At 74.9% G+C, this 19356-nt stretch carries 16 protein-coding genes; 6 read left to right on the top strand and 10 right to left on the bottom strand.

The window, feature by feature from the left end; translation table 11 throughout:
* Nucleotides 1-45: 45 nt before the first annotated feature.
* Together xylB and xylA are read right to left on the bottom strand one after the other, a co-directional pair.
* Nucleotides 46-1506 carry a xylulokinase gene (xylB, locus tag ACN268_RS15720; RefSeq protein WP_421483835.1) on the bottom strand — a complete coding sequence of 487 codons (1461 nt, stop codon included), beginning with the start codon at nt 1504-1506 and terminating at the stop codon, nt 46-48.
* Nucleotides 1507-1517: 11 nt separating this feature from the next.
* On the bottom strand, nt 1518-2705 hold the full coding sequence (gene xylA, locus ACN268_RS15725) for a xylose isomerase (protein ID WP_282267598.1): 1188 nt from the start codon (nt 2703-2705) through the stop codon (nt 1518-1520).
* 73 nt (nt 2706-2778) lie between these two features.
* Here xylA and ACN268_RS15730 point away from each other — a divergent pair, with 73 nt between their 5' ends.
* From ACN268_RS15730 to ACN268_RS15740, 3 genes are all read left to right on the top strand, one after another.
* Entirely contained in the window at nt 2779-4041 is a 1263-nt protein-coding gene (locus ACN268_RS15730) for an ROK family protein (RefSeq protein WP_357927961.1), read from the top strand.
* A gap of 129 nt (nt 4042-4170) precedes the next feature.
* The gene (locus ACN268_RS15735; protein WP_421483836.1) at nt 4171-5847 is read left to right on the top strand and encodes a SpoIIE family protein phosphatase; all 1677 of its coding nucleotides are present in this window, start codon (nt 4171-4173) and stop codon (nt 5845-5847) included.
* Entirely contained in the window at nt 5844-6881 is a 1038-nt protein-coding gene (locus tag ACN268_RS15740; protein ID WP_421483837.1) for a cobalamin B12-binding domain-containing protein, read from the top strand. The genes ACN268_RS15735 and ACN268_RS15740 overlap by 4 nt, the downstream gene beginning before the upstream one ends.
* A gap of 7 nt (nt 6882-6888) precedes the next feature.
* On the opposite strand, the gene ACN268_RS15745 is transcribed toward ACN268_RS15740, so the two are convergent.
* A complete protein-coding gene (locus ACN268_RS15745; RefSeq protein ID WP_421486908.1) occupies nt 6889-7395 on the bottom strand; it encodes a MarR family winged helix-turn-helix transcriptional regulator in 507 nt (168 codons plus the stop codon).
* A 94-nt stretch (nt 7396-7489) separates the two neighbouring features.
* On the opposite strand from ACN268_RS15745, the gene ACN268_RS15750 reads away from it, so the two are divergent.
* Complete coding sequence (locus tag ACN268_RS15750) at nt 7490-8623, top strand: PP2C family protein-serine/threonine phosphatase (protein ID WP_421483838.1); 1134 nt, start codon at nt 7490-7492, stop codon at nt 8621-8623.
* Nucleotides 8624-8653: 30 nt separating this feature from the next.
* Here the strand turns inward: ACN268_RS15750 and ACN268_RS15755 are convergent, their stop codons facing one another.
* The 7 genes from ACN268_RS15755 to ACN268_RS15785 form a co-directional block, all read right to left on the bottom strand.
* Nucleotides 8654-10141: a sugar transferase gene (locus ACN268_RS15755; protein ID WP_204928106.1), complete on the bottom strand. Its 1488-nt coding sequence runs from the start codon at nt 10139-10141 to the stop codon at nt 8654-8656.
* 219 nt (nt 10142-10360) lie between these two features.
* Nucleotides 10361-12103 (bottom strand): substrate-binding domain-containing protein, encoded by a 1743-nt coding sequence (locus tag ACN268_RS15760; protein WP_421483839.1) that lies wholly within the window; start codon nt 12101-12103, stop codon nt 10361-10363.
* A gap of 165 nt (nt 12104-12268) precedes the next feature.
* Nucleotides 12269-13300 (bottom strand): lactonase family protein, encoded by a 1032-nt coding sequence (locus tag ACN268_RS15765; RefSeq protein WP_421483840.1) that lies wholly within the window; start codon nt 13298-13300, stop codon nt 12269-12271.
* A 109-nt stretch (nt 13301-13409) separates the two neighbouring features.
* The gene (locus tag ACN268_RS15770; protein ID WP_145921422.1) at nt 13410-14012 is read right to left on the bottom strand and encodes a GTP-binding protein; all 603 of its coding nucleotides are present in this window, start codon (nt 14010-14012) and stop codon (nt 13410-13412) included.
* Entirely contained in the window at nt 13993-14382 is a 390-nt protein-coding gene (locus ACN268_RS15775; RefSeq protein ID WP_204928109.1) for a DUF742 domain-containing protein, read from the bottom strand. The genes ACN268_RS15770 and ACN268_RS15775 overlap by 20 nt, the downstream gene beginning before the upstream one ends.
* Nucleotides 14372-14794 (bottom strand): roadblock/LC7 domain-containing protein, encoded by a 423-nt coding sequence (locus tag ACN268_RS15780; RefSeq protein WP_204928110.1) that lies wholly within the window; start codon nt 14792-14794, stop codon nt 14372-14374. The genes ACN268_RS15775 and ACN268_RS15780 overlap by 11 nt, the downstream gene beginning before the upstream one ends.
* Nucleotides 14794-17136: a nitrate- and nitrite sensing domain-containing protein gene (locus tag ACN268_RS15785; RefSeq protein ID WP_421483841.1), complete on the bottom strand. Its 2343-nt coding sequence runs from the start codon at nt 17134-17136 to the stop codon at nt 14794-14796. The genes ACN268_RS15780 and ACN268_RS15785 overlap by 1 nt, the downstream gene beginning before the upstream one ends.
* 431 nt (nt 17137-17567) lie before the next feature.
* On the opposite strand from ACN268_RS15785, the gene ACN268_RS15790 reads away from it, so the two are divergent.
* The gene (locus ACN268_RS15790) at nt 17568-18161 is read left to right on the top strand and encodes a hypothetical protein (protein WP_088642748.1); all 594 of its coding nucleotides are present in this window, start codon (nt 17568-17570) and stop codon (nt 18159-18161) included.
* 13 nt (nt 18162-18174) lie between these two features.
* Nucleotides 18175-19176 (top strand): hypothetical protein, encoded by a 1002-nt coding sequence (locus ACN268_RS15795; RefSeq protein ID WP_421483842.1) that lies wholly within the window; start codon nt 18175-18177, stop codon nt 19174-19176.
* Nucleotides 19177-19356: the final 180 nt, after the last annotated feature.

Here is a 19356-nt window from a genome sequence, read left to right on the forward strand (position 1 = left end):
GGCCCCCGTGCGCCGGTCACCGGCCGACATCGTCGGTCGGGTGGGTCACTCCCCCGGCACGGCCACCCGGTCGAGGGTGTGGTCGCGGGCCTCGGCATACCGCTGGCGGATGGCGGGGACGGGCTCCGCCGCGTACTCCTCGGTGTCCTTCGGCTCCCAGGTGGGCGGCGTCGCGCCGCCCAGGGCGACCCAGGCGGCCTGGCGGGCCGCGCCGTCGGCGACGTACTCCCCGGGCGGGGGCACCACCACGGGACGGCCGAAGACCTGCGGCGCGATCCGGCGGACCGCCGCCGAGCGGGCGCCGCCGCCGACCAGGATCACCCGCTCGACCGTCGCGCCCTGGGCGACCAGCGCGTCGAGTCCGTCGGCCAGCGCGCAGAGCATCCCCTCCACCGCCGCCCGGGCCAGGTGCGCCGGGGTGGCGGTACGCAGGGTGAGGCCGTGCACCGAGCCGGTGGCGGTGGGGCGGTCCGGGGTCCGCTCACCCTCCAGGTAGGGCACCATGACCAGGCCGTCGGCCCCGGGCGGGGCGCTCAACGCCAGCTCGGACAGGGTGTCGAGGTCGACGCCGAGCAGCGTCGCCGCCGAGTCGAGCACCCGGGCCGCGTTGAGCGTGCAGACCAGCGGCAGGAACCGGCCGGTCGCGTCGGCGAACCCGGCCACCGCGCCACCGGCGTCGGCGGCCGGCGTGTCCGCCACCGCGAAGACCGTGCCCGAGGTGCCGATCGAGACGACCACGTCGCCCGGACCGGCACCGACCCCCAGCGCGGCGGCGGCATTGTCCCCGGTGCCGGGGCCGAGCAGGACGTCCCCGCCCGGCACCGCCCGGCCGTCGCCGAGCACGGCCGGGTCGAGCACGCCGGCCTGCGCGGCCGGACCGAGCACCGTGGGCACCTCGACGACCCGACCGAACGCCTTCTCCAGCAGGTCGGGACGGTACTGCCCGGTCACCGGGGACCAGTAGCCGGTGCCGCTGGCGTCACCCCGGTCGGTGCGCAGCGCCGCCAGGCCGGGGGCACCCGCCAACCGCCAGGTCAGCCAGTCGTGCGGCAGGCAGACGGCGGCGACCCGGGCGGCGTGCTCCGGCTCGTGCCGGGCCAGCCAGCGCAGCTTGGTGGCGGTGAAGCTGGCCACCGGGACCAGCCCCACCGCGTCGGCCCAGAACCGGCGGCCGGTCTCCCCACCGCCGGCCTCGGCGATCAGGTCCCGGGCCGCGTCGGCGGACCGGGTGTCGTTCCACAGCAGCGCCGGCCGGACGACCTCGCCCACCTCGTCGAGGCAGACCATGCCGTGCTGCTGACCGGCGACCGACACGGCCGCCACGTCGGCCAGCCCGCCGGCCGCCTCGACGGCGGCCAGCAGGGCATCCCACCAGGCCCGTGGGTCGACCTCGGTGCCGTCCGGGTGCGGCGCGCGGCCCTCACGGACCAGCGCGCCGGTCTCCGCGTCCCGGATCACCACCTTGCAGGACTGGGTGGACGAGTCCACCCCGGCGACGAGCGGCATGCCGGGCCGCCTCAGCGCGCGCCGAGCAGGTGCTCGACGGCGAGCTGGTTGAGCCGGACGAAGGCGAAGCCCTTCGCGGCCGTCGCGTCCACGTCGAACTCCTCGAACGCGGACCGGTCGGCGAGCAGCCCGGCGTAGCCCTCACCCTCGCCCAGCGTCGGGCTGGCCAGCTCGCCGACCTTGCTGGCGGCGAGCGCCTCGACCACCTCCGGGTCGGCCCGGAACGCCGCCGCCCGCTCCTTGAGCAGCAGGTAGGTCGCCATGTTGGCCTCGGCCGACGCCCACACCCCGGCGATGTCCTCGGTGCGGGAGGGCTTGTAGTCGAAGTGACGCGGGCCGTCGTACGCCGGACCACCGTTGGGGCCGCCGTTCTCCAGCAGGTCGACCAGGGCGAACGCGTTCATCAGGTCGCCGTGGCCGAAGACCAGGTCCTGGTCGTACTTGATGCCGCGCTGGCCGTTGAGGTCGAGGTGGAACAGCTTGCCCTGCCAGAGCGCCTGGGCGATGCCGTGGGCGTAGTTGAGGCCGGCCATCTGCTCGTGCCCGACCTCCGGGTTGAGGCCGACCATCTCGGGGCGGGCCAGCTCGGAGATGAACGCCAGGGCGTGCCCGACGGTGGGGAGCAGGATGTCGCCGCGCGGCTCGTTCGGCTTGGGCTCGATGGCGAACCGCAGGTCGTAGCCCTGGTCGACGACGTACTGGCAGAGCACGTCGACGGCCTCGCGGTAGCGGTCCAGCGCGGCCCGGATGTCCTTGGCGACGTCGTACTCGGAGCCTTCCCGGCCGCCCCACATGACGAAGGTCTTGGCGCCCAGGTCGGCGGCGAGGTCGACGTTGCGCAGCACCTTGCGCAGCGCGTAGCGGCGGACGTCACGGTCGTTGCTGGTGAAGCCGCCGTCCTTGAACACCGGGTGGGTGAAGAGGTTGGTGGTGACCATCGGCACGACCAGGCCGGTCTCGTCGAGGGCCTTGCGGAACCGGGCGAGCTGCGCCTCCCGGGCGGCGTTGTCGGCGCCGAACGGGATCAGGTCGTCGTCGTGGAACGTGATGCCGTACGCGCCCAGCTCGGCGAGCCGGTGCACGGCCTCGACGGCGTCCAGTTCGGGGCGGGTGGCGTCGCCGAACGGGTCACGGGCCTGCCAGCCCACCGTCCAGAGCCCGAAGGAGAACTTGTCGGCGGGGGTGGGACGGGGTGCCATGGCAGACCTCCGGTGGTGATGATGGTGGTGGCGGTGGGTGTGTCGCCCGCAATTTGTTCAGTGGTTGAATTAAATGGCCGTGCTGTGGCACTGTCAAGGGGTGACCGAGACCCGGACCGTCGGCGCGGTCCGCCAGGGAAGCCTGCGCGAACTCAACCTCGCCGTGGTGCTGCGGCGGATCGCCAGCACCGGCCGGCCGCCGTCGCGGGCCGAGATCGCCGCCGACACCGGCCTGACGCGGGCCACCGTGTCGGCCGTCGTCGACGACCTGATCGCCGGCCGGCTGGTCACCGAGGCCGACCCCGCGCCCCGCACCGGCGCCGGCCGCCCCGCCCGGGGACTGCTGCTCGGCGACACCGGGCCGGCGGGGCTCGGCCTGGAGGTCAACGTCGACTACCTCGCCGCCTGCGTGGTCGACCTCACCGGCGCCGTCCGGCACCACGAGGTGCGCCGGGTCGACCTGCGCCCCCTCTCCCCCGCCGACGCGCTCACCGACCTGGTCGCCCTGGCCCGCCGGGCGCGTACCGCCGCCGACGCCGCCGGGCTCGGCCTGGCCGGGGCGGCGCTGGCCGTGCCGGGGCTGGTCGACGCGCGCGGCCTGGTCCGGCTCGCCCCCAACCTCGGCTGGCGCGACGTCGACGTGCCGGCCCTGCTCGCCGACCACCCCGCCCTCACCGACCCGGTCGACGGGGTGCCGCCGCTGGTGGTGGAGAACGAGGCGAACCTCGCCGCACTGGGTGAGCTGCACGCCCGCCCCGGCGGCCCGCAGAGCTTCCTGCACGTCTCCGGCGAGATCGGCATCGGCGCCGGGATCGTGCTCGACGGGGCGCTGTTCCGGGGCTCCCGGGGGTGGAGCGGCGAACTGGGTCACGTACCTGTCGATCCGGGCGGCCCCACCTGCCGCTGCGGGGCACGCGGCTGCCTGGAGACGTACGCCGGGCAGGAGGCCGTGCTGGTCGCGGCCGGGCTGGCCGGGGTGGACCTGCCGGCCGACACCGCCGCCCGCCGGCTGGCCGACCTGGCCTGCTCCGGCGACCCGGCCGCGCTCGACGCGCTGCACGCCGCCGGCACGGCGCTCGGGGTGGCCGTCTCCGGGGTGGTGAACCTGCTCGACCTGGACACCGTCGTGCTCGGCGGCGGATACGCGACCCTGGCGCAGTGGCTGTGCCCGCCGGTGCTGGCCGAACTCGACGCCCGGGTGCTCACCAGCGGGTGGTCCCCGGTGACCGTCCGTCCGGCGGCGCTCGGGGCCGAGTCCGCCGCCGTCGGCGGGGCCGGCGCGGTGGTACGCCGGATCATCGCCCGGCCGTCCGGCTGGCTCTCCCGCCCGGGATGACCCCCGGTTCCGCGCTGGCCGATCGTCGGCCCACCTCGGTACGCTTTCCCTGAGGCAACGAATTCCTACCGAGGAGAGCATTCCCAGCATGCGCAGAGGTCGACAGACCGACGCGCCCGGCGACCGGCGGTGACGACGACCCACCGGGACGGGCACGCCGGCCCGGTGAGCGGAGGCGGACAGGTCTCCCCCGCCCCGGCCCACCCGTCGCCGGACGGCCCGCTGCCGGCCGACCCGCAGCTCGCCCGGGAACTGCTCGACGGGCTCGCCGAGGCGGTGGTCACCACCGACCGGGCCGGGCGGGTCACCCTGGTCAACGCGATGGCCGGGCAGCTCCTGCCCGAGCTGGCCCCCGGCACCGACCTGACGTCGGGCACCGTGCCGGCGTTGGCCCGCGCGGTCACCGGGGACGCCGCGACGTTCGACGCCGAGCACCGGGGACGCCGGCTGCGCGGGGTCTGCCGCCCGCTGGCCGGCGGGGGCTGCGCCTGGTACGTGCGGGACGTCACCGACGAACACGCCCGCACCGACGCGCTGCTCGCCGAGCGTTCCCGCACCGCGTTCCTGGCCCGGGCCGGCAGCCGGCTCGGGCTCTCGTTGCACCGCGAGCAGACCCTGCGCAGCGCCGTCACGCTGCCCGTGCCCTACCTGGCCGACGCGGCCCTGGTCGTGCACCGACCCCCGCAACCCGGCGAGGACGTCCCGCACTGGCTGCGGTACGCCGACGGCGACCCCGCCCCGGTCGGTGGGGTCGCCGGCCCGGAGCTGACCGACGCGGTCCCCGGGCTCGTCGAGGCGCTCAGCGGCGCGACCACCGACCCCAGTCCCTGGCTCGACGCCGAACTGGCCGACCTGGGCGCCGTCCTGCCGCCGGACTTCGGCCGCCCCGGCACCGTGCTGATCAGCCCGATGCCCAGCGCCGGCGGGCCGGCCGGCGCGTTGATCCTGGTCCGGCGGGTCGGCCGGCCCGGCTTCGACCAGCGCGACATCGAGCTGGCCCGGGAGTTCGCCGCCCGTGCCGGCTCCGCGGTCGCCGCCGCCGAACTCTACGGCGAGCAGGCCCACCTGGCCCGGGTGCTCCAGCACAGCCTGCTCCCCCCGGAACTGCCCCAGGTGCCCGGCGTCACCCTCGCCGGCGGTTACCGTTCCGCCGGGGACAGCCTGCGCATCGGCGGCGACTTCTACGAGGTCTTCCGCACCGCCACCGGCGCCCTGTTCGCCCTCGGCGACGTCTGCGGCAAGGGGGTCGGCGCGGCCGTGCTCACCGGCCGGGTACGCCAGTCGTTGCAGACCCTGCGGCTGGTCGAGCAGCGTCCCCGGGAACTCGTCACCCTGCTCAACCGGGCGTTGTTCGACTCCCCCGACGCCGCCCGGCGCAGCCAGTTCACCACCCTGCTGCTGGGCACCACCGAACCGGGGGATGACGGCGGCCTGCGGGTCCGCATCGCCGGCGGCGGGCACCCGTCCCCGCTGGTGGTACGCGCCGACGGCAGCATCGTCGAGGCCCGGGTGGGCGGGATGCCGATCGGTGCGTTCGCCTCGGCCACCTTCGTCGAGGTTGAGGTGCGCCTCGCCCCCGGTGAGCTGCTGCTGGCGTACACCGACGGGGTGACCGAGGCACGCGGCGGCGCGGCGGCCGTCGAGATGTTCGGCGAGCAGCGGCTGCGGCAGTCGCTCGCCGCGGTGGCCGGCCTGCCGCCCGCCGCCGTGATCGACTGGCTGCTCCAACTCGTCGACGAGTGGCTGGACGGGGAGAGCCACGACGACATCGCGATGCTGGCCGTCCGCGCGGCGGACCCGGCGTGAGCCGACCGGCCGGGCCGGCCGCCGCGGCTGCGGGCCCGCCGGCCGGGCCGGCCGTGGTGGGCCCGGAGGTCGTCGCGGCGTACCTCGACTGCCTGGACCGGGCCGACCTGCCCGCCGCCACCCGGATCGCGACCGGACTGCTGGACGCCGGCTCGTCGGTGGCCGACGTCCTGGTGGACCTGGTCGCCGTGACCCAGCGCGAGGTGGGGCTGCGCTGGCTGACCGGCCGGTGGAGCGTCGCCCAGGAGCACGCCGCCACCCACGTCAGCGAGCAGGTGGTCGAGGCGGTCGCCGCCCGCTGCGGCCCGACGGGCGGGCGGGGGCACGTGGTGATGGCCTGCGTCGAGGGCGAGTGGCACGCGCTGGCCGCCCGGATCGTCGTCGAGGTGGTCCGCGCGGCCGGCTGGCGGGTCACCTTCCTCGGCGCCAGCGTGCCGGTCCGGCACCTGGTCTCCTACCTGCACCAGACCGGCCCGGACGCGGTGCTGCTGAGCTGCGTGCAGCCGAGCCGGTTGATCCGGGCGGGGCGGATGATCGAGGCGTGCCGGGCGGCCGGGGTGCCGGTGGTGGCAGGTGGTCCGGGTTTCGGCCCGGACGGCCGCTGGGCCGCCGCCGTCGGCGCCGCCGGCTGGGGGGCGACCGCCCGGGACGCGGCCCGGCTGCTGGCCGGCCCGCTGTGCGCGGCACCGCACGCCGGTTCCGGGCCGGCGACCGGCGCCGACGAGTACGTCGCGGTGCTGCGCCGCCGTCGCGACCTCGTGCAGCTCGTGCTGCGCGAGGTGGCCCCGACGCCCGACCGGGTCGAGGAGGTCGCCGGCGCGGTCGCGCAGCTGGTCGACGCGCTGGCCGCGGCGATCCGGGTCGGCGACCCGGGGCTGCTGGTCGAGTTCGTCCGCTGGCAGACGGAGGTGCCCGACGCCCGGGACGGCTCCGCACTGCCGGACACCATGCTCCGGGTGTGCGCCACCGCCCTGACCGAGCACCCCCGTGCCGGGGACTACCTGCGTCAGGCCCTGCTGGCCACCACCCCGTGACGCCGGGTCAGGCCGAACGGGCCGCCGGGGCGCCGCCGCCGGGGCGGGCCCTCGGCGGGGGCGGTGCGGACGGCAACTCGACCACCGGCCCGCCCTCCCCCTCCCGGGCCCGCGCCACCCGGTCGAACTCCACCAGCCCGCGCAGCAACGCCGTCCGGCCCTCCCCGCTCATCCCGGCCAGCACGGCGGCGAGCCGCTGCCGGCGGTCCCGGCGCAGCTCGACCAGGAGGCGGGTCGCCTCCGGGGTCAGGTGCAGGGCGATCTCCCGCCGGTCAGACCGGCCCGGCTCCCGCTCCAGCATGCCGGCGGCGACCAGCCGGTCGCAGAGCCGGCTCGCCGAGGAGAGCAGCATGTTGAGCAGGGTGGCGAGCCGGCGCAGGTTGATCCCGTCGTGCCGTTCGACCACCATGACGGCACGTAGCTGCGCGCTGGACAGCCGGCTGGTGGTGCTCTCCCGGGCCGCCTCCCACACGGAGAGCAGGGCCCCTGTCGCGGCGTCCAGCTCGGCGGCCATACTCACGTCTGGTCCGTCAGGACCACTTTCTTCGGCCATGGTGGGCCCGAGACTACCCCCCGTACCAGGGGATCTGCGCTGTCAGGAGGCGTACGTGACAAGCGGACCCGAGTGCCGGGCCCGACGGGTGCTGACCGAGTCACCCGCGGACCTGCTGCTGGCACGGCTCGCCGACGAGCTGGAGCGGTCGTACCGGATCACCGACGTGGAGCTGTTCCAGGTCGACTACCGACTGTCGGTGCTGCTGCCGCTGGGCGGCGGCGACCCGCTGACCGGACCCGGTCACCCGGCCTGGCGCTGCTACGACCACCAGCAGCCGGTGCTCGCCGACGGGGTGGGCTGGTTCCCCGTCGGCATGCGGGGTGAGCGGCGCGGGGTGCTGCGGTTGACCCCGGTGCCCGACGACCTGACGGCGGTCGGGGAGCTGACCCGCATCGCCACCGCCCTGGGGCACGAGTTGGCCGCCGTCACCGCCGGCACCGACGTCTACCGGGCCTCCCGCCGGGCCCGCCGGCTCACCCTCGCCGCCGAGATGCAGTGGGAACTGCTGCCGGGGCGCAGCCGGGACCGGCCGTCGTTCCGCCTCGCCGGCCAGCTCGAACCGGCCTACGCGGTGCGCGGGGACAGTTTCGACTGGTCCGACGACGGCACCCGGCTGTGGCTGTCGGCCATCAACGGCACCGGTGAGGGGGTGGCCGCCTCGATGCTCACCGCGCTGGCCACCCACGCGTTGCGCAACGCGCGCCGGGGCGGGTTGGCCCTCGCCGACCAGGTCGCCCTCGCCGACCAGGCGGTCTACGCCCTGCACCGGGGCGAACAGCACCTGTCCGCCCTGGTGATGGAGCTGGATCTGGCCACCGGGGTGCTGACGGCGGTGGACGCCGGGTCGCCCCGGCTGGTGCTGCTGCGCGACGGGGAGGTCAGCGAGCAGGCGCTCGACAAGCAGTTCCCGCTGGGCATGTTCGAGGGCACCGACTACCGGCACCAGAGCTTCGAGCTGCGCCGTGGCGACCGGCTGTTCGTGCTCAGCGACGGCGTGATCGACGCGACCGGGCAGCACGTCCGGTACGGCGAGACGGCGCTGGACCGTTTCCTGCGGCGTACCGGACCGATGACGCCGCTGGACGCGGTCCGCTCGCTCATCGGTGACCTGCGCGCCTTCGTCGCCGGTGACCTGGTCGACGACGCGGTGGTCGTCTGCCTGGACTGGACCGGCCCGCAGGAGTGAGCCCGGCGGGCCCGGTGCCGGGCCCGCCGGTCAGTACGCTCCGCGCCCGCGCAGCACCGCGCCGAAGGTCTTCCACAGGATGGTCAGGTCGGCGGCGAGCGACCAGTTCTCCACGTAGTAGAGGTCCAGCCGGATGCCGTCCTCCCAGCTCAGGTCGGACCGGCCGCTGACCTGCCAGAGGCCGGTCATGCCCGGCTTGACCAGCAGGCGGCGGGCCACGTCGCCGTCGTAGCGGGCCACCTCGGACGGCAGCGGCGGGCGCGGGCCGACCAGGCTCATCTGGCCGAGCAGCACGTTGACCAGCTGAGGCAGTTCGTCGAGCGACCACTTGCGCAGCAGCCGCCCGATCCGGGTGACCCGCGGGTCGTCGCGCATCTTGAACATCAGGCCGTTGGTCTCGTTGCGGGCGACCAGCTCGGCCAGCATCGCGTCGGCGTTGACCACCATGGTGCGGAACTTCAGCACCCCGAACTCCCGGCCGCCCTGCCCGACCCGGGTCTGCCGGAACAGCACCGGCCCCCGGCTGTCCAGCCGGACGGCCAGCGCGATCAGCGCCACCAGCGGCAGCAGCAGCGCCAGCGCCACCGCGGCGGCGGACCGGTCGACGAACTCCTTGACCAGCTTGCGGGCCCCCCGGAACTCCGGTGCCTCGACGTGGATCAGCGGCAGGCCGGCCACCGGGCGGGTGTGGATGCGCGGGCCGGCGACGTCGGTGAGGGCGGGGGCGACGACCAGGTCGATCCCGGTGCCCTCCAGCTGCCAGCCCAGCCGGCGCAGCCGGGTCGCGGTCAGCTCGCCGGACGCGGTGACCGCGACGGTGTCCGCGCCGATCGCGGCGGCGGCCTCGGGGATGCCCCGCAGGGAACCCACCACCGGCACGTCGCTGAGCCGCTGCGGTACGGGGGCGAGCAGCGCGTCGGGGATGCACGCGCCCACCACGTGGTAGCCGGCGTACGGCTCCCGGCGCAGGGTGTGCACCAGCTCCAGCACGTGCGCGGTGTCCCCGACGACGAGGACCCGGCGGGACCAGCCGTCGCCCCGGCAGCGGGCCCGGTGCAGTGCCTTGCGGGCAGCGAACCGGGTGGCCACCAGCCCGACGGTGCCGACGGCGAAGGAGATGCCGAGGAAGCCCCGGGAGACCCCGGCGTCGAAGATGTAGCCGGCGATCGCGACCCCACCGGCCAGTCGCAGGCTCGCCCCGCTGACCCGCCGGTACTCGTCCGCACCGTAGCCGAGCACCCGGTCGTCGTAGCAGCGCAGCGCCTTGAGCGAGACCAGCCAGACCAGGACCAGGGCCGGCGCGACCAGCACGTACGGGATCTCCGAGCCGCGTGGCACGGCATCACCGAAGCGGGTGGCGTAGCCGGCGAGGACCGCCAGCGACAGCACGGCGGTGTCCAGCACCACGAGCGTCCGGACGTAGCCCCGCTGACTGGTCCGGGATCGGGTACCCGCCGATCGGCCACCGGGCGCCGACGGCGGGGTACGGACGGGCGTGGACAGCGTCGCCGAGGTCACCCAACCTCCCCCACATCACACTGGTCGGCTCCGAGCCCGATGCTCACCTCTGGAGGGGGTGGTCGGCCGGAGCGCTCCCGACATCCTGCCCCACAATGATGCTCACCTATTGCTTCGGACGCATTACTGTCAGTTTTCTTTCGCCGCCGAGACGGAGAAATCCCATCACCGCAACCGATTCTCACCGAATGCAGTGACCCCTGTGCACTGTGCGAGGGCTCAGCGCGGTGCGTTCGGGCGCAACGCGATGGCCTTCAGGAAGATGTCACCGATCTTGGACGGGTCCTCGGTGACGAAGGCGCCGCCACCGGTGACGTTGGTGATGGACTGGAGTTCGGCCTTGGAGACCTCGCTACCGATGCCGATGATGACCACCTGCACCGGGCGCTCCGGGTCGTTGAGCTGCTTGAGCCGGCTGATCAGCGAACTCTGCGAAATGCCGTTCTTGTCCTCGTTCTTGCCGTCGGTGAACAGCACCACCGAGTTGACCCGGCCGGGCTCCCACCCGTCCTGGACGTTCCTGTACGCCGCCAGCATGGTGTCGTACAGGCCGGTGTCACCGCTGGACGGGCGGATACCGGCGAGCCCCTGCTCCAGCTTGCCCCGGTTGCCCGACAGCGGGTTGATCGGCTCGATCTCCCGCCAGTCCCGCGAGCCGACCAGCTCGGTGGAGAAGGTCCACAGGCCGATCGACCAGGAGTCGTCGAAGAGGTTCAGACCCCGGCTGGCCGCCGCCACGGTCACCTGTTCCCGGCTGGCGTTGTTGGCCGACGGGACGGGGGTCTTCATCGAGCCGGAGACGTCGATGACGCAGAGCATCCGCCCGGACTGGGTGGCGATCGACCAGCCGGAGACCGCACGGTCTATGGCCACCGGGTCCAGGCCACCGGCGGCGGTCCCGCCGGACGGGGGCACGGCCGTACCGCCGCCGGCCGGGCTCGGCGCGCCCTGCGGCGCCTTGAAGCCCTCACCCCAGTTGCCGTCCGGGGCCCGCAGCGACTGCACGGCCAGCCGGTTCTTGAAGCTCTGCGTGGTGAGCAGTTCGAAGAGCACCTTCGCCGCCGACGCCTTGCTCTGGTCGATCCCCGGGAGCACCGCGTACGGGTAGTCCAGTGGCATCGGCGACGGCTCCAGGTAGAGCGCGGCCAGCGGGATCGGCGGCTTGGTGTTGTTGTAGGCGATGACGTCCTCCTCCGACAGCGCGGCGGCACCGAGTGCGCTGGCGATGGAGGTCGGGTCGTTGGAGCGCGGGAACCGGGCCAGCAGGTCCTGCCGCAGCGCCGAGCGGCCGGTCGCCAGCGCCCGCAGGGCGGCCGTGGTCGCCTGCTGGGCGTCGCCGCCCCCGCCGCTGGCCGCAGCGGTCAGGGAGAGCAGGCCGGAGAGCCCGGCGGCGTCCTGGGTCGGCTCGACGATGCCGGCCCGCAGCGGCTTGTCGCTGCGTACGGCACGCAGCATGTCGTTCCAGGTGAGCTTCTTCTCCGGCCAGCCGAACTTGGTGCTGGCCACCGGCTGCGGCATGGCCACCACGATGGGACTGCGGGCGATCGAGGCGCCGTTGCCGGGGGCGAACGCGGTGGCGCCGCCGCTCTTGAGGCGCAGCAGCCAGGTCGACGAGTCCGGGATCCACACGTCGGGCGTGACCGCGGTGCCGCTGGCCTGCCCCACCCCGGCGAGGCTGGCCCCGTGCTTGCTGGCCACCGCGGCGGCCACCTCCACCGGTTCGGAGGCGGTGACGTTCACCTTGATGCAGGTGCCACCGACCGCGGCCCCGTCCGTCGTCCACTGGGCCGCGGCCCCCTCGACGGCCGGCGCGACCTCGGGCGCGGCGGCCACGGCGAGTTGGATCTCCCCTGAGCAGGACGGTCCGGCCAACTGCTGGTAACCGACCCAGGAGCCGCCGACCACGACGACGAGTGCGGTCGCCGCCACGGCGGCGCCCGCTCCACGGATACTTGAACGCATGCGATGGCGGCCAGACACGCTGACCATCTTGCGTATCTCGTTCGCTTTCTGCCATGACCGTTCGGACGAAAGTTACGCAGGAGAAACAGTTGATCACCATTTCGACACCGTGAGTAACTAAATCGTCTCGTGACGTGGTACCCCTCCACCCCGGACGGACGTATGTCAGGGCAGTACGCAGGTCGGACTCCCGGTGGGCACCGGCTCGCCCACCGGCGACGGCACGCCCGACTCGGGGTCGACCCAAAACACCCGGACCATGTCGGCCCGCTCGTCGGCGACGTACAGGTGCCGGCCGGAGAACGCGAAGTGCCGGGGCCATTCCCCGCCGGTGTCGACCTCGTCGACCAGCCGGGGCAACTCCCCGTCGAGGGCGAAGACCGCCACCGTGCCGACCCCCCGGTTGCCCAGGTAGAGGAACCGGCCGTCCGGGCCGACCGTGATCTCCGACGGCTGGACGTGACCGGACCGGCCGCTGGCGTCCACCCGGCCGAGCTGGTGCAGCGCCCCGTCGACGGTCAGCTCGTAGGCGGTCACCGTCGCGTCCAGCTCACCGGAGAGCCAGCAGCGCCGCCCGTCGGGATGCCGGGCCAGGTGCCGGGGGCCGGTGCCCGCGACCGTGTGCACCCGGGGGGCGCGCGGGGTCAGCCGGCCGGTGGCGGCGTCCAGGTCGTACCGGTAGACCGAGTCGGTGCCCAGATCGACGGCGAGCAGCGGGCCGGTGCCGGGATCGGGCGACACCATGTGGCAGTGCGCCTGCTCCTGCCGCTGCGGGTCCGGACCGTGCCCCTGGTGGACCACCAGGTCGGTACGGTCACCGGGCACCCCCTGCCCGTCCAGCGGCAGGACGGCGACGCTGCCCCCGCCGTAGTTGGCGACGAAGAGGTGCCCGCCGTCCGGGGCTACCGCCAGGTGCGCCGGCTCGGCACCACCGGTGGACCGGACCCCCAGCGGGGTCAGCCCGCCATCGGGACCGACCGCGAACGCGCTCACCTGCCCCTCGGGCAGCTCGTTGACCGCGTAGAGCACCGGCCGGGACGGGTGCCGGACGAGGAAGGACGGCGCCGGGGTCACCGCGACTGTGCCGAGCGGGGTCAGCTCCCCCGACTCCGGGTCCCGCCGGGCGGCGACGATGCCCTCCCCGCGCCCGCCCGTCTCCGCCGTGTAACCGCCGATGTGGACGATCGTCCCCGTCACCGGACCACCCCTTCGCCGAATCCCGCCGTCGCTGCCCAGGTTTCCCGCAATCACCCGCCGGCATCCCCGGTTTCCCGGTTTTCCTCACCCGGCAGGGGTGCGGGGCCGGTCAGCCTACCGGGACCGGTTCGCCGCGCTGCCGGGCCACGTGCTCGACCAGGGAGATCAGCACCAGCTTGCCGGACTGCCGGTCCCGGGCGTCGCAGAGCATCACCGGCACCTCCGGTTCGATGTCCAACGCCTGCCGCACCGCGTCGACGCCGAACCGGCGGGTGTCCTCGAAACAGTTGACCCCGACCACGAACGGGATGCCGCGCTGCTCGAAGTAGTCGATCGACGGGAAACAGTCGGCCAGCCGGCGGGTGTCGGCCAGCACCACCGCGCCGAGCGCGCCGAAGGCCAACTCGTCCCAGAGAAACCAGAACCGGTCCTGCCCGGGGGTGCCGAACAGATAGACCTGGAGATCGTCGGTGATGGTGATCCGACCGAAGTCCATCGCCACGGTGGTGGTCGACTTGCCCTCCACCCCGGACAGGTCGTCGGTGCCGATGCCGGCGTCGGTCAGCACCTCCTCGGTCTGCAACGGCCGGACCTCGCTGAGCGCGCTCACCAGCGTCGTCTTGCCGGCACCGAAGCCACCGGCAATGAGGATCTTGAGAGCCAGCGGCAGCCGGCCCGCTGAGGAGTCGCGATCAGAGCGCACGTAGTCCACTGACCACCGCCTTGAGAATGTCGTCGTCGGGAAGGCCGGCGGCGGCCGGCGGTTCGTGCACGGTGACCAGCCCACGGGCGAGCAGGTCACCGAGGAGTACCTGGACCACCCCGAGGGCGAGATCCAGGTCGGCGGCGAGATCCACCACCGCCACCGGCTGCCGGGCGTACTCCACCAGCCGACGGTGCTCGGGTTGCAGCCCCGGCTGGCCGTACGGGTCGACGCCCGCTGCGGCCAGCACGTACGCCACCAGGTCGAAGCCGCCGACGGCGGGCCGTACCCGGCCGCCGGTGAGGGTGTACGGGCGCACCACCGGACCGGCCGCGCCGTCCAGCCACTCGTGCTGGTGACCCGGCTGCTCAGCCCGCATCGGCGATCCCCGCCGCCGCCCTGGCCGGCGCGGTCAGGTTCTCGCCGACCCGGACGACCAGCATCGCCATCTCGTAGGCCACCAGGCCGATGTCGGCGTCGGCAGCGCAGGCCACCGCCAGACAGGCGCCCTGCCCGGCGGCGGTGACGAAGAGGTACGCCTCCTCCATCTCCACCACCGTCTGCCGGACCCCACCGGCGGCCAACTGCCGGCTGGCCCCCTTGGCCAGGCTGGAGAAGCCCGAGGCCAGCGCGCAGAGGTGTTCGGCGTCGGACCGCTCCAGCCCGGCGGAGGCACCGAGCAGCAGGCCGTCAGCGGAGAGGACCACCGCCTGCTGGGCCGCCGGCACCCGCTCCACCAGTTCGTCGAGCAACCAGCCGAGATCGGCGTTCTGCCGTGTCGTGTGCACCACTAGGCGTCCCTCTCAGTCGCGGTCGAATCGGGCGTCGCCACCGGGCCGGCCGGCGACGGGGGAGCCCCCGCGTCGGACCGTCCCGGGTCGCCGCCCGCGGTCGGGGCGGGCCCGGCCGGCGGGACCGGGTGGACGCCGCTGCTGTCCAGCCGCCCCCGGGCGGTGCCGGCCTGCAGGGCCGACATCTGCCGCCGCACCTCCTCGGGAGAGCGGGTGGTGGTCGGGTCGGGGCCGACCGCCGGGCGCGGGGGGCGGGCCACCGGGCCCCGGCGACGGACCCGGCGGGGCAGACCGTCGCCGTCGGCGGCGGTCTCCACGGACGAGGTACGGGCCGGCGCGAACGGCAGCACCGTCTGGTCCGGCCGCTCCCGGGTGGTCCGGGTGGTCCGCGGCCGGGGCAGGGTGGTCAGCCGGGTCACCGACGCCGCCGGGCGGTCCCGGGTCGGCGGGGCGATCGGCGGCTCCTCGGTGACCAGGTCGGCCGGGAGGCTCACCAGCGCGGTGAGCCCGACCGGCGTCCCGGCCCGCAGGGTGACCCGGACGCCGTGCCGGGCGGCCAGCCGGGAGACCACGAACAGGCCGAGCCGGGCGCTGTCGGCCGGGTCGAACTCGGGCGGGGTGGCCAGCCGCTTGTTGGCGTCCTCCACCGCCTGCGGCGTCATCCCGAGCCCGTGGTCGGTGATCTCGACGAGGTAGCCGTCGACGACCGGTGCTCCGGTCACCTCGACCCGCCGCTCGGGCGGGGAGAAGGCGGTCGCGTTCTCGATCAGCTCGGCGAGCAGGTGGATGACGTCGGCGACGGCCCGGCCGAGCAACCCGGCCGGCTCGACCCGGACGATGTCCACCCGGTCGTACGCCTCGACCTCGGAGATCGCGCCACGCAGCACGTCCAGCAGGGCGACCGGCTGCCGCCAACCCCGGCCCGGCGCCGCCCCGGCCAGGATGACCAGGTCCTCGGCGTGCCGACGTAGCCGGGTCGCCAGGTGGTCGACGCGGAACAGCTCGGCCAGCTCGTCCGGGTCCTCGGCGCGGCGCTCCATCCGGTCGAGCACCGCGAGCTGCCGGTGCACCAGGCCCTGACTGCGCCGGGCGAGGTTGAGGAAGACCTCGTTCAACCCCCGACGCAACGTCACCTCGTCGATCGCCGACCGCACCGCCACCCGGCTGACCTCGGTGAACGCCCGGCCGACGTCGCCGATCTCGTCGGCACCGTAGGACAGCGGCGGGGCCTCCCGGGCCACGTCGACCTGCTCGCCCCGGCGCAGCCGGGCCACCACGTCGGGCAACCGGTGCCCGGCCAGTTCCAGCGCCGCGTTGCGCACGGCGGACAACCGGCGGGCCAGCGTCCGCCCGACCCGGAAGGCGACCAGCAGCGACACCCCGATCGCGACGAGGCCCAGCACCCCGGCGACGCCGAGGCGCAGCAGGATCGTGACGGCGACCGGCACGGACCGTTCGGCCAGCCCGTCGGCCTGCTTGAGTTCGAAGTCGCGCAGCTCCTGCTGGACGGCCTCCTGGCTGACCTGCCAGGTACGCGGGTCGATCGGCGGGAGGCCGGACGGCCCGGCGCTGAGTAGCTGCTCCTGCATGGTGCGGAGCCGGACGAACGCCTCCCCCTCCACCAGCCGCTGGTAGGCGGCCCGGTCGGCGGCCGGCAGGTCGGCCACCGCCGACTCGGCGAGGAAGCGTTCGTTGGCGATGGTCTGCACCAGCCGCAGGTGCTCGCCCTCGGTGAACCGACCGGCGACGAACGCCCCGGCGAGCATCGCGTCGGTCTGGCCGAGCAGTTCGCGGGAGCGGCCGACCGCGGTCAGGGCGAGCGCCTGCCGGTTCAACTCGGCGTCGGGCAGCGCCGCCGTCGCGGCGAACGCCTGGAAGGCCGAGGAGATCATGCCGCTGTAGAGGCCGATGGCGCCGGCCCGGTCGACCTGCCGGCGGTCGATGAACCCCCGGCCGGCAGGCAACGCCTCCAGGGCGGCGCCGAGCGCGTCGAGCCGGGCGTCGAGCAGGTCACCCGCGGCGTCCCGCAGCGCCTCGCCGTCCATCCTGCGGCGCAGCTCGACGATCGCCTCGTCGGTGCGTCGCCGCTGGTCGGCGAGGGCGGGCAGGGTGCCGGTGCCGGCCAGCTGGATCACCGAGGCCCGCCGCTCCCGTTGCAGCTCGGCCACCACCCGTTCGCCGGGGCGGCCGAAGTCCGCGAGCAGGGTCCGGGCGGCGAGCAGGTCGAGCGCCGGCCCGAAGGTCAACGTCGTGGCGAAGATCCAGAGCGCCAGGAGGGCGGCCACCGGGGTGACGACCAGGGCGGTCAGCTTGGCGCGGATCGGCCAGTCGCGGGTGTCCATGAGTCCTCGCCCGGGCGGGAGTGTCGGCGGTGGCGCCGGCACCGACCGGGCGGTTCCGGCATCGATGCCGGGCACCGGCGCGGCACCTTGGGCAGGATACGTAATCCTGACGCTCAGCACTACCGTGCGTCTTGCGGCGTCACCGCTGCGTCGCCGCCCCACCGCCCGCCGGACCGCCCCGGTCGACCGGCATCCGACCAGGCCGTAGCCGGGTTGATCAGGCATCGGCTCCGGCCGGTGGACGCCCGCGCCGGCTCCCCGCCGGCCGGCGGGACCGATGGAAAAATGTGATCGGATTCCTCCCCGATCGGCCCCGGAAGCGTGCCGTGGCCGCTTCGTCCCGGTCGGGAGCGGCAGGTACGGAGGAAATTCGCCGGATCGGGATTGGTGATCAGTGCGGGGAGGGAATACCGCAGGGCGAAGGAGGAGCCATGTCGCCCACGCAGATAGTCCTACTGGTTCTCGCCGTACTGGTGGTGGCGGCGCTGGTCGCCGTGGCCGTGGTGGCCAACCGCCGACGCGCGCTGCGGTCCCGGTTCGGCCCCGAGTACGACCGGGTGGTCGCGGAGCAGGACAGCCGCAGCGCCGCCGAACGGGAACTGCGCGAACGGGAGCGCCGTCACGCGGAGTTGACGCTCACCCCGCTCAGCCCGACCGACCGGGCCCGGTACGCCGCCGCCTGGGAGGAACTCCAGGTCCGCTTCGTCGACTCGCCGGCCGAGGCCGTCGGTGACGCCGACGAGCTGGTCAGCCGCCTGATCGCCGACCGGGGCTACCCGACCGGGGAGTTCGCCGAGCAGGCCGCGCACCTGTCGGTGGAGCACGCCCGCACCCTGACCCACTACCGGGAGGCGCACGAGATCCGGCTGCGCAACGAGCGCGGCGAGGCCGGCACCGAGGATCTCCGGCAGGCCGTCGTCCACTACCGCGCCCTCGTCGCCGACCTGCTCGGCGAGGAGCCGGTCGGACACCGCCTCCCGGAGCAGCAGCACCCGGACAGCCCGCAGGACGCCACCACCCGCTGAGGAGAACACCGCCATGCGCCAGGACGAGCAGCAGTCGACCACCGACCACCCCGAGGTCGTCCGGTCCACCCCGGTGGCGGTGCCGCCGCCGGACGCGGTGGACGCCGACCCCGTCGGCCGGCACGCCACGGCCCGCGACGACCGGGAGACGCCGGCCGGCACCGCCCCGGACGGGGACCGGCGGCCGGAGTTCCACGAGCCCGCGCCGCTGCCCACCGCCTTCGGGGCGACCAGTGTGGGCGACGCGGTGGCCGCGTCGGCGCTGGCCGGCGGACGGCCGCAGGACGAGCGGGACGCCCGGGACGAGGACCTCGCCGTGCCCGGTGACGGGGCGCCGGGGCGGACCGGACCGTTCGACGACGAGCGGGCCGACCCGACCGCGGCGGACCGGATCCACGACCGGGACCGCTGGGCGGCCGACCGCGCGGCCGTCGACGTCGACGCCGACGCCGACGACACCGCCACCGGGAACGCCGCCACCGGGGACGTCACCACCACCGACCTCGACGCCACCGGCCCGGCCGGCCACGCCGACCCGGACCGGGACACCGACCGGCCGGCCCCGGTGACCGACGCCGCCGGCTACGGCAGCGCCACCCCGGCGATGGTCGACCCGGACGCGACGCCCGACGGTGACGGGTCGACGGCGGCCGGCGTCGGCGCGGCCGGCGTCGGCGCGGCGGGTGCCGCCGCCGCGGTGGCCGGTGCCGCCGCCGACCGGTCGACGGGCGCGAACGTGCCCAGCGACGCGGCGACCCTGTTCGAGGCGGACGCCGCGCAGGGCTTCCGGGACCGGTGGCGCGACGTGCAGCTCCGGTTCGTCGACGACCCCCGGGGCGCGGCCGGCGAGGCGCAGTCGCTCGTCGAGGAGGCGATCACCGCCCTTGCCGAGGCGCTCGCCGCGCAGAAGGAGAAGTTGGGCGGCTGGCAGGGCGCCGACGAGGCCGACACCGAGCAGCTCCGGGTGGCCGTCCGGCGGTACCGCGACTTCCTGGACCGCGTGTTGGGCCGCTGAACCACCGCCGAACCGCCACGCGGACGGCTCCCGGCACCGCACCGGACGGCCCACCGCCGGTGTTGCACCTCCGTCGACGCCCCGGCCGGGACACTCCCGGCCGGGGCGTCGATCCTCCACCCGCCGAATCGACCCGGACGTCCGGCATGAAAACCCGCAGGAGGGGTAATAGCGCGCCCG

The sequence above is a fragment of the Micromonospora sp. WMMD735 genome (assembly GCF_049178995.1).
GTDB classification, from domain to species: Bacteria; Actinomycetota; Actinomycetes; order Mycobacteriales; family Micromonosporaceae; genus Micromonospora; species Micromonospora wenchangensis.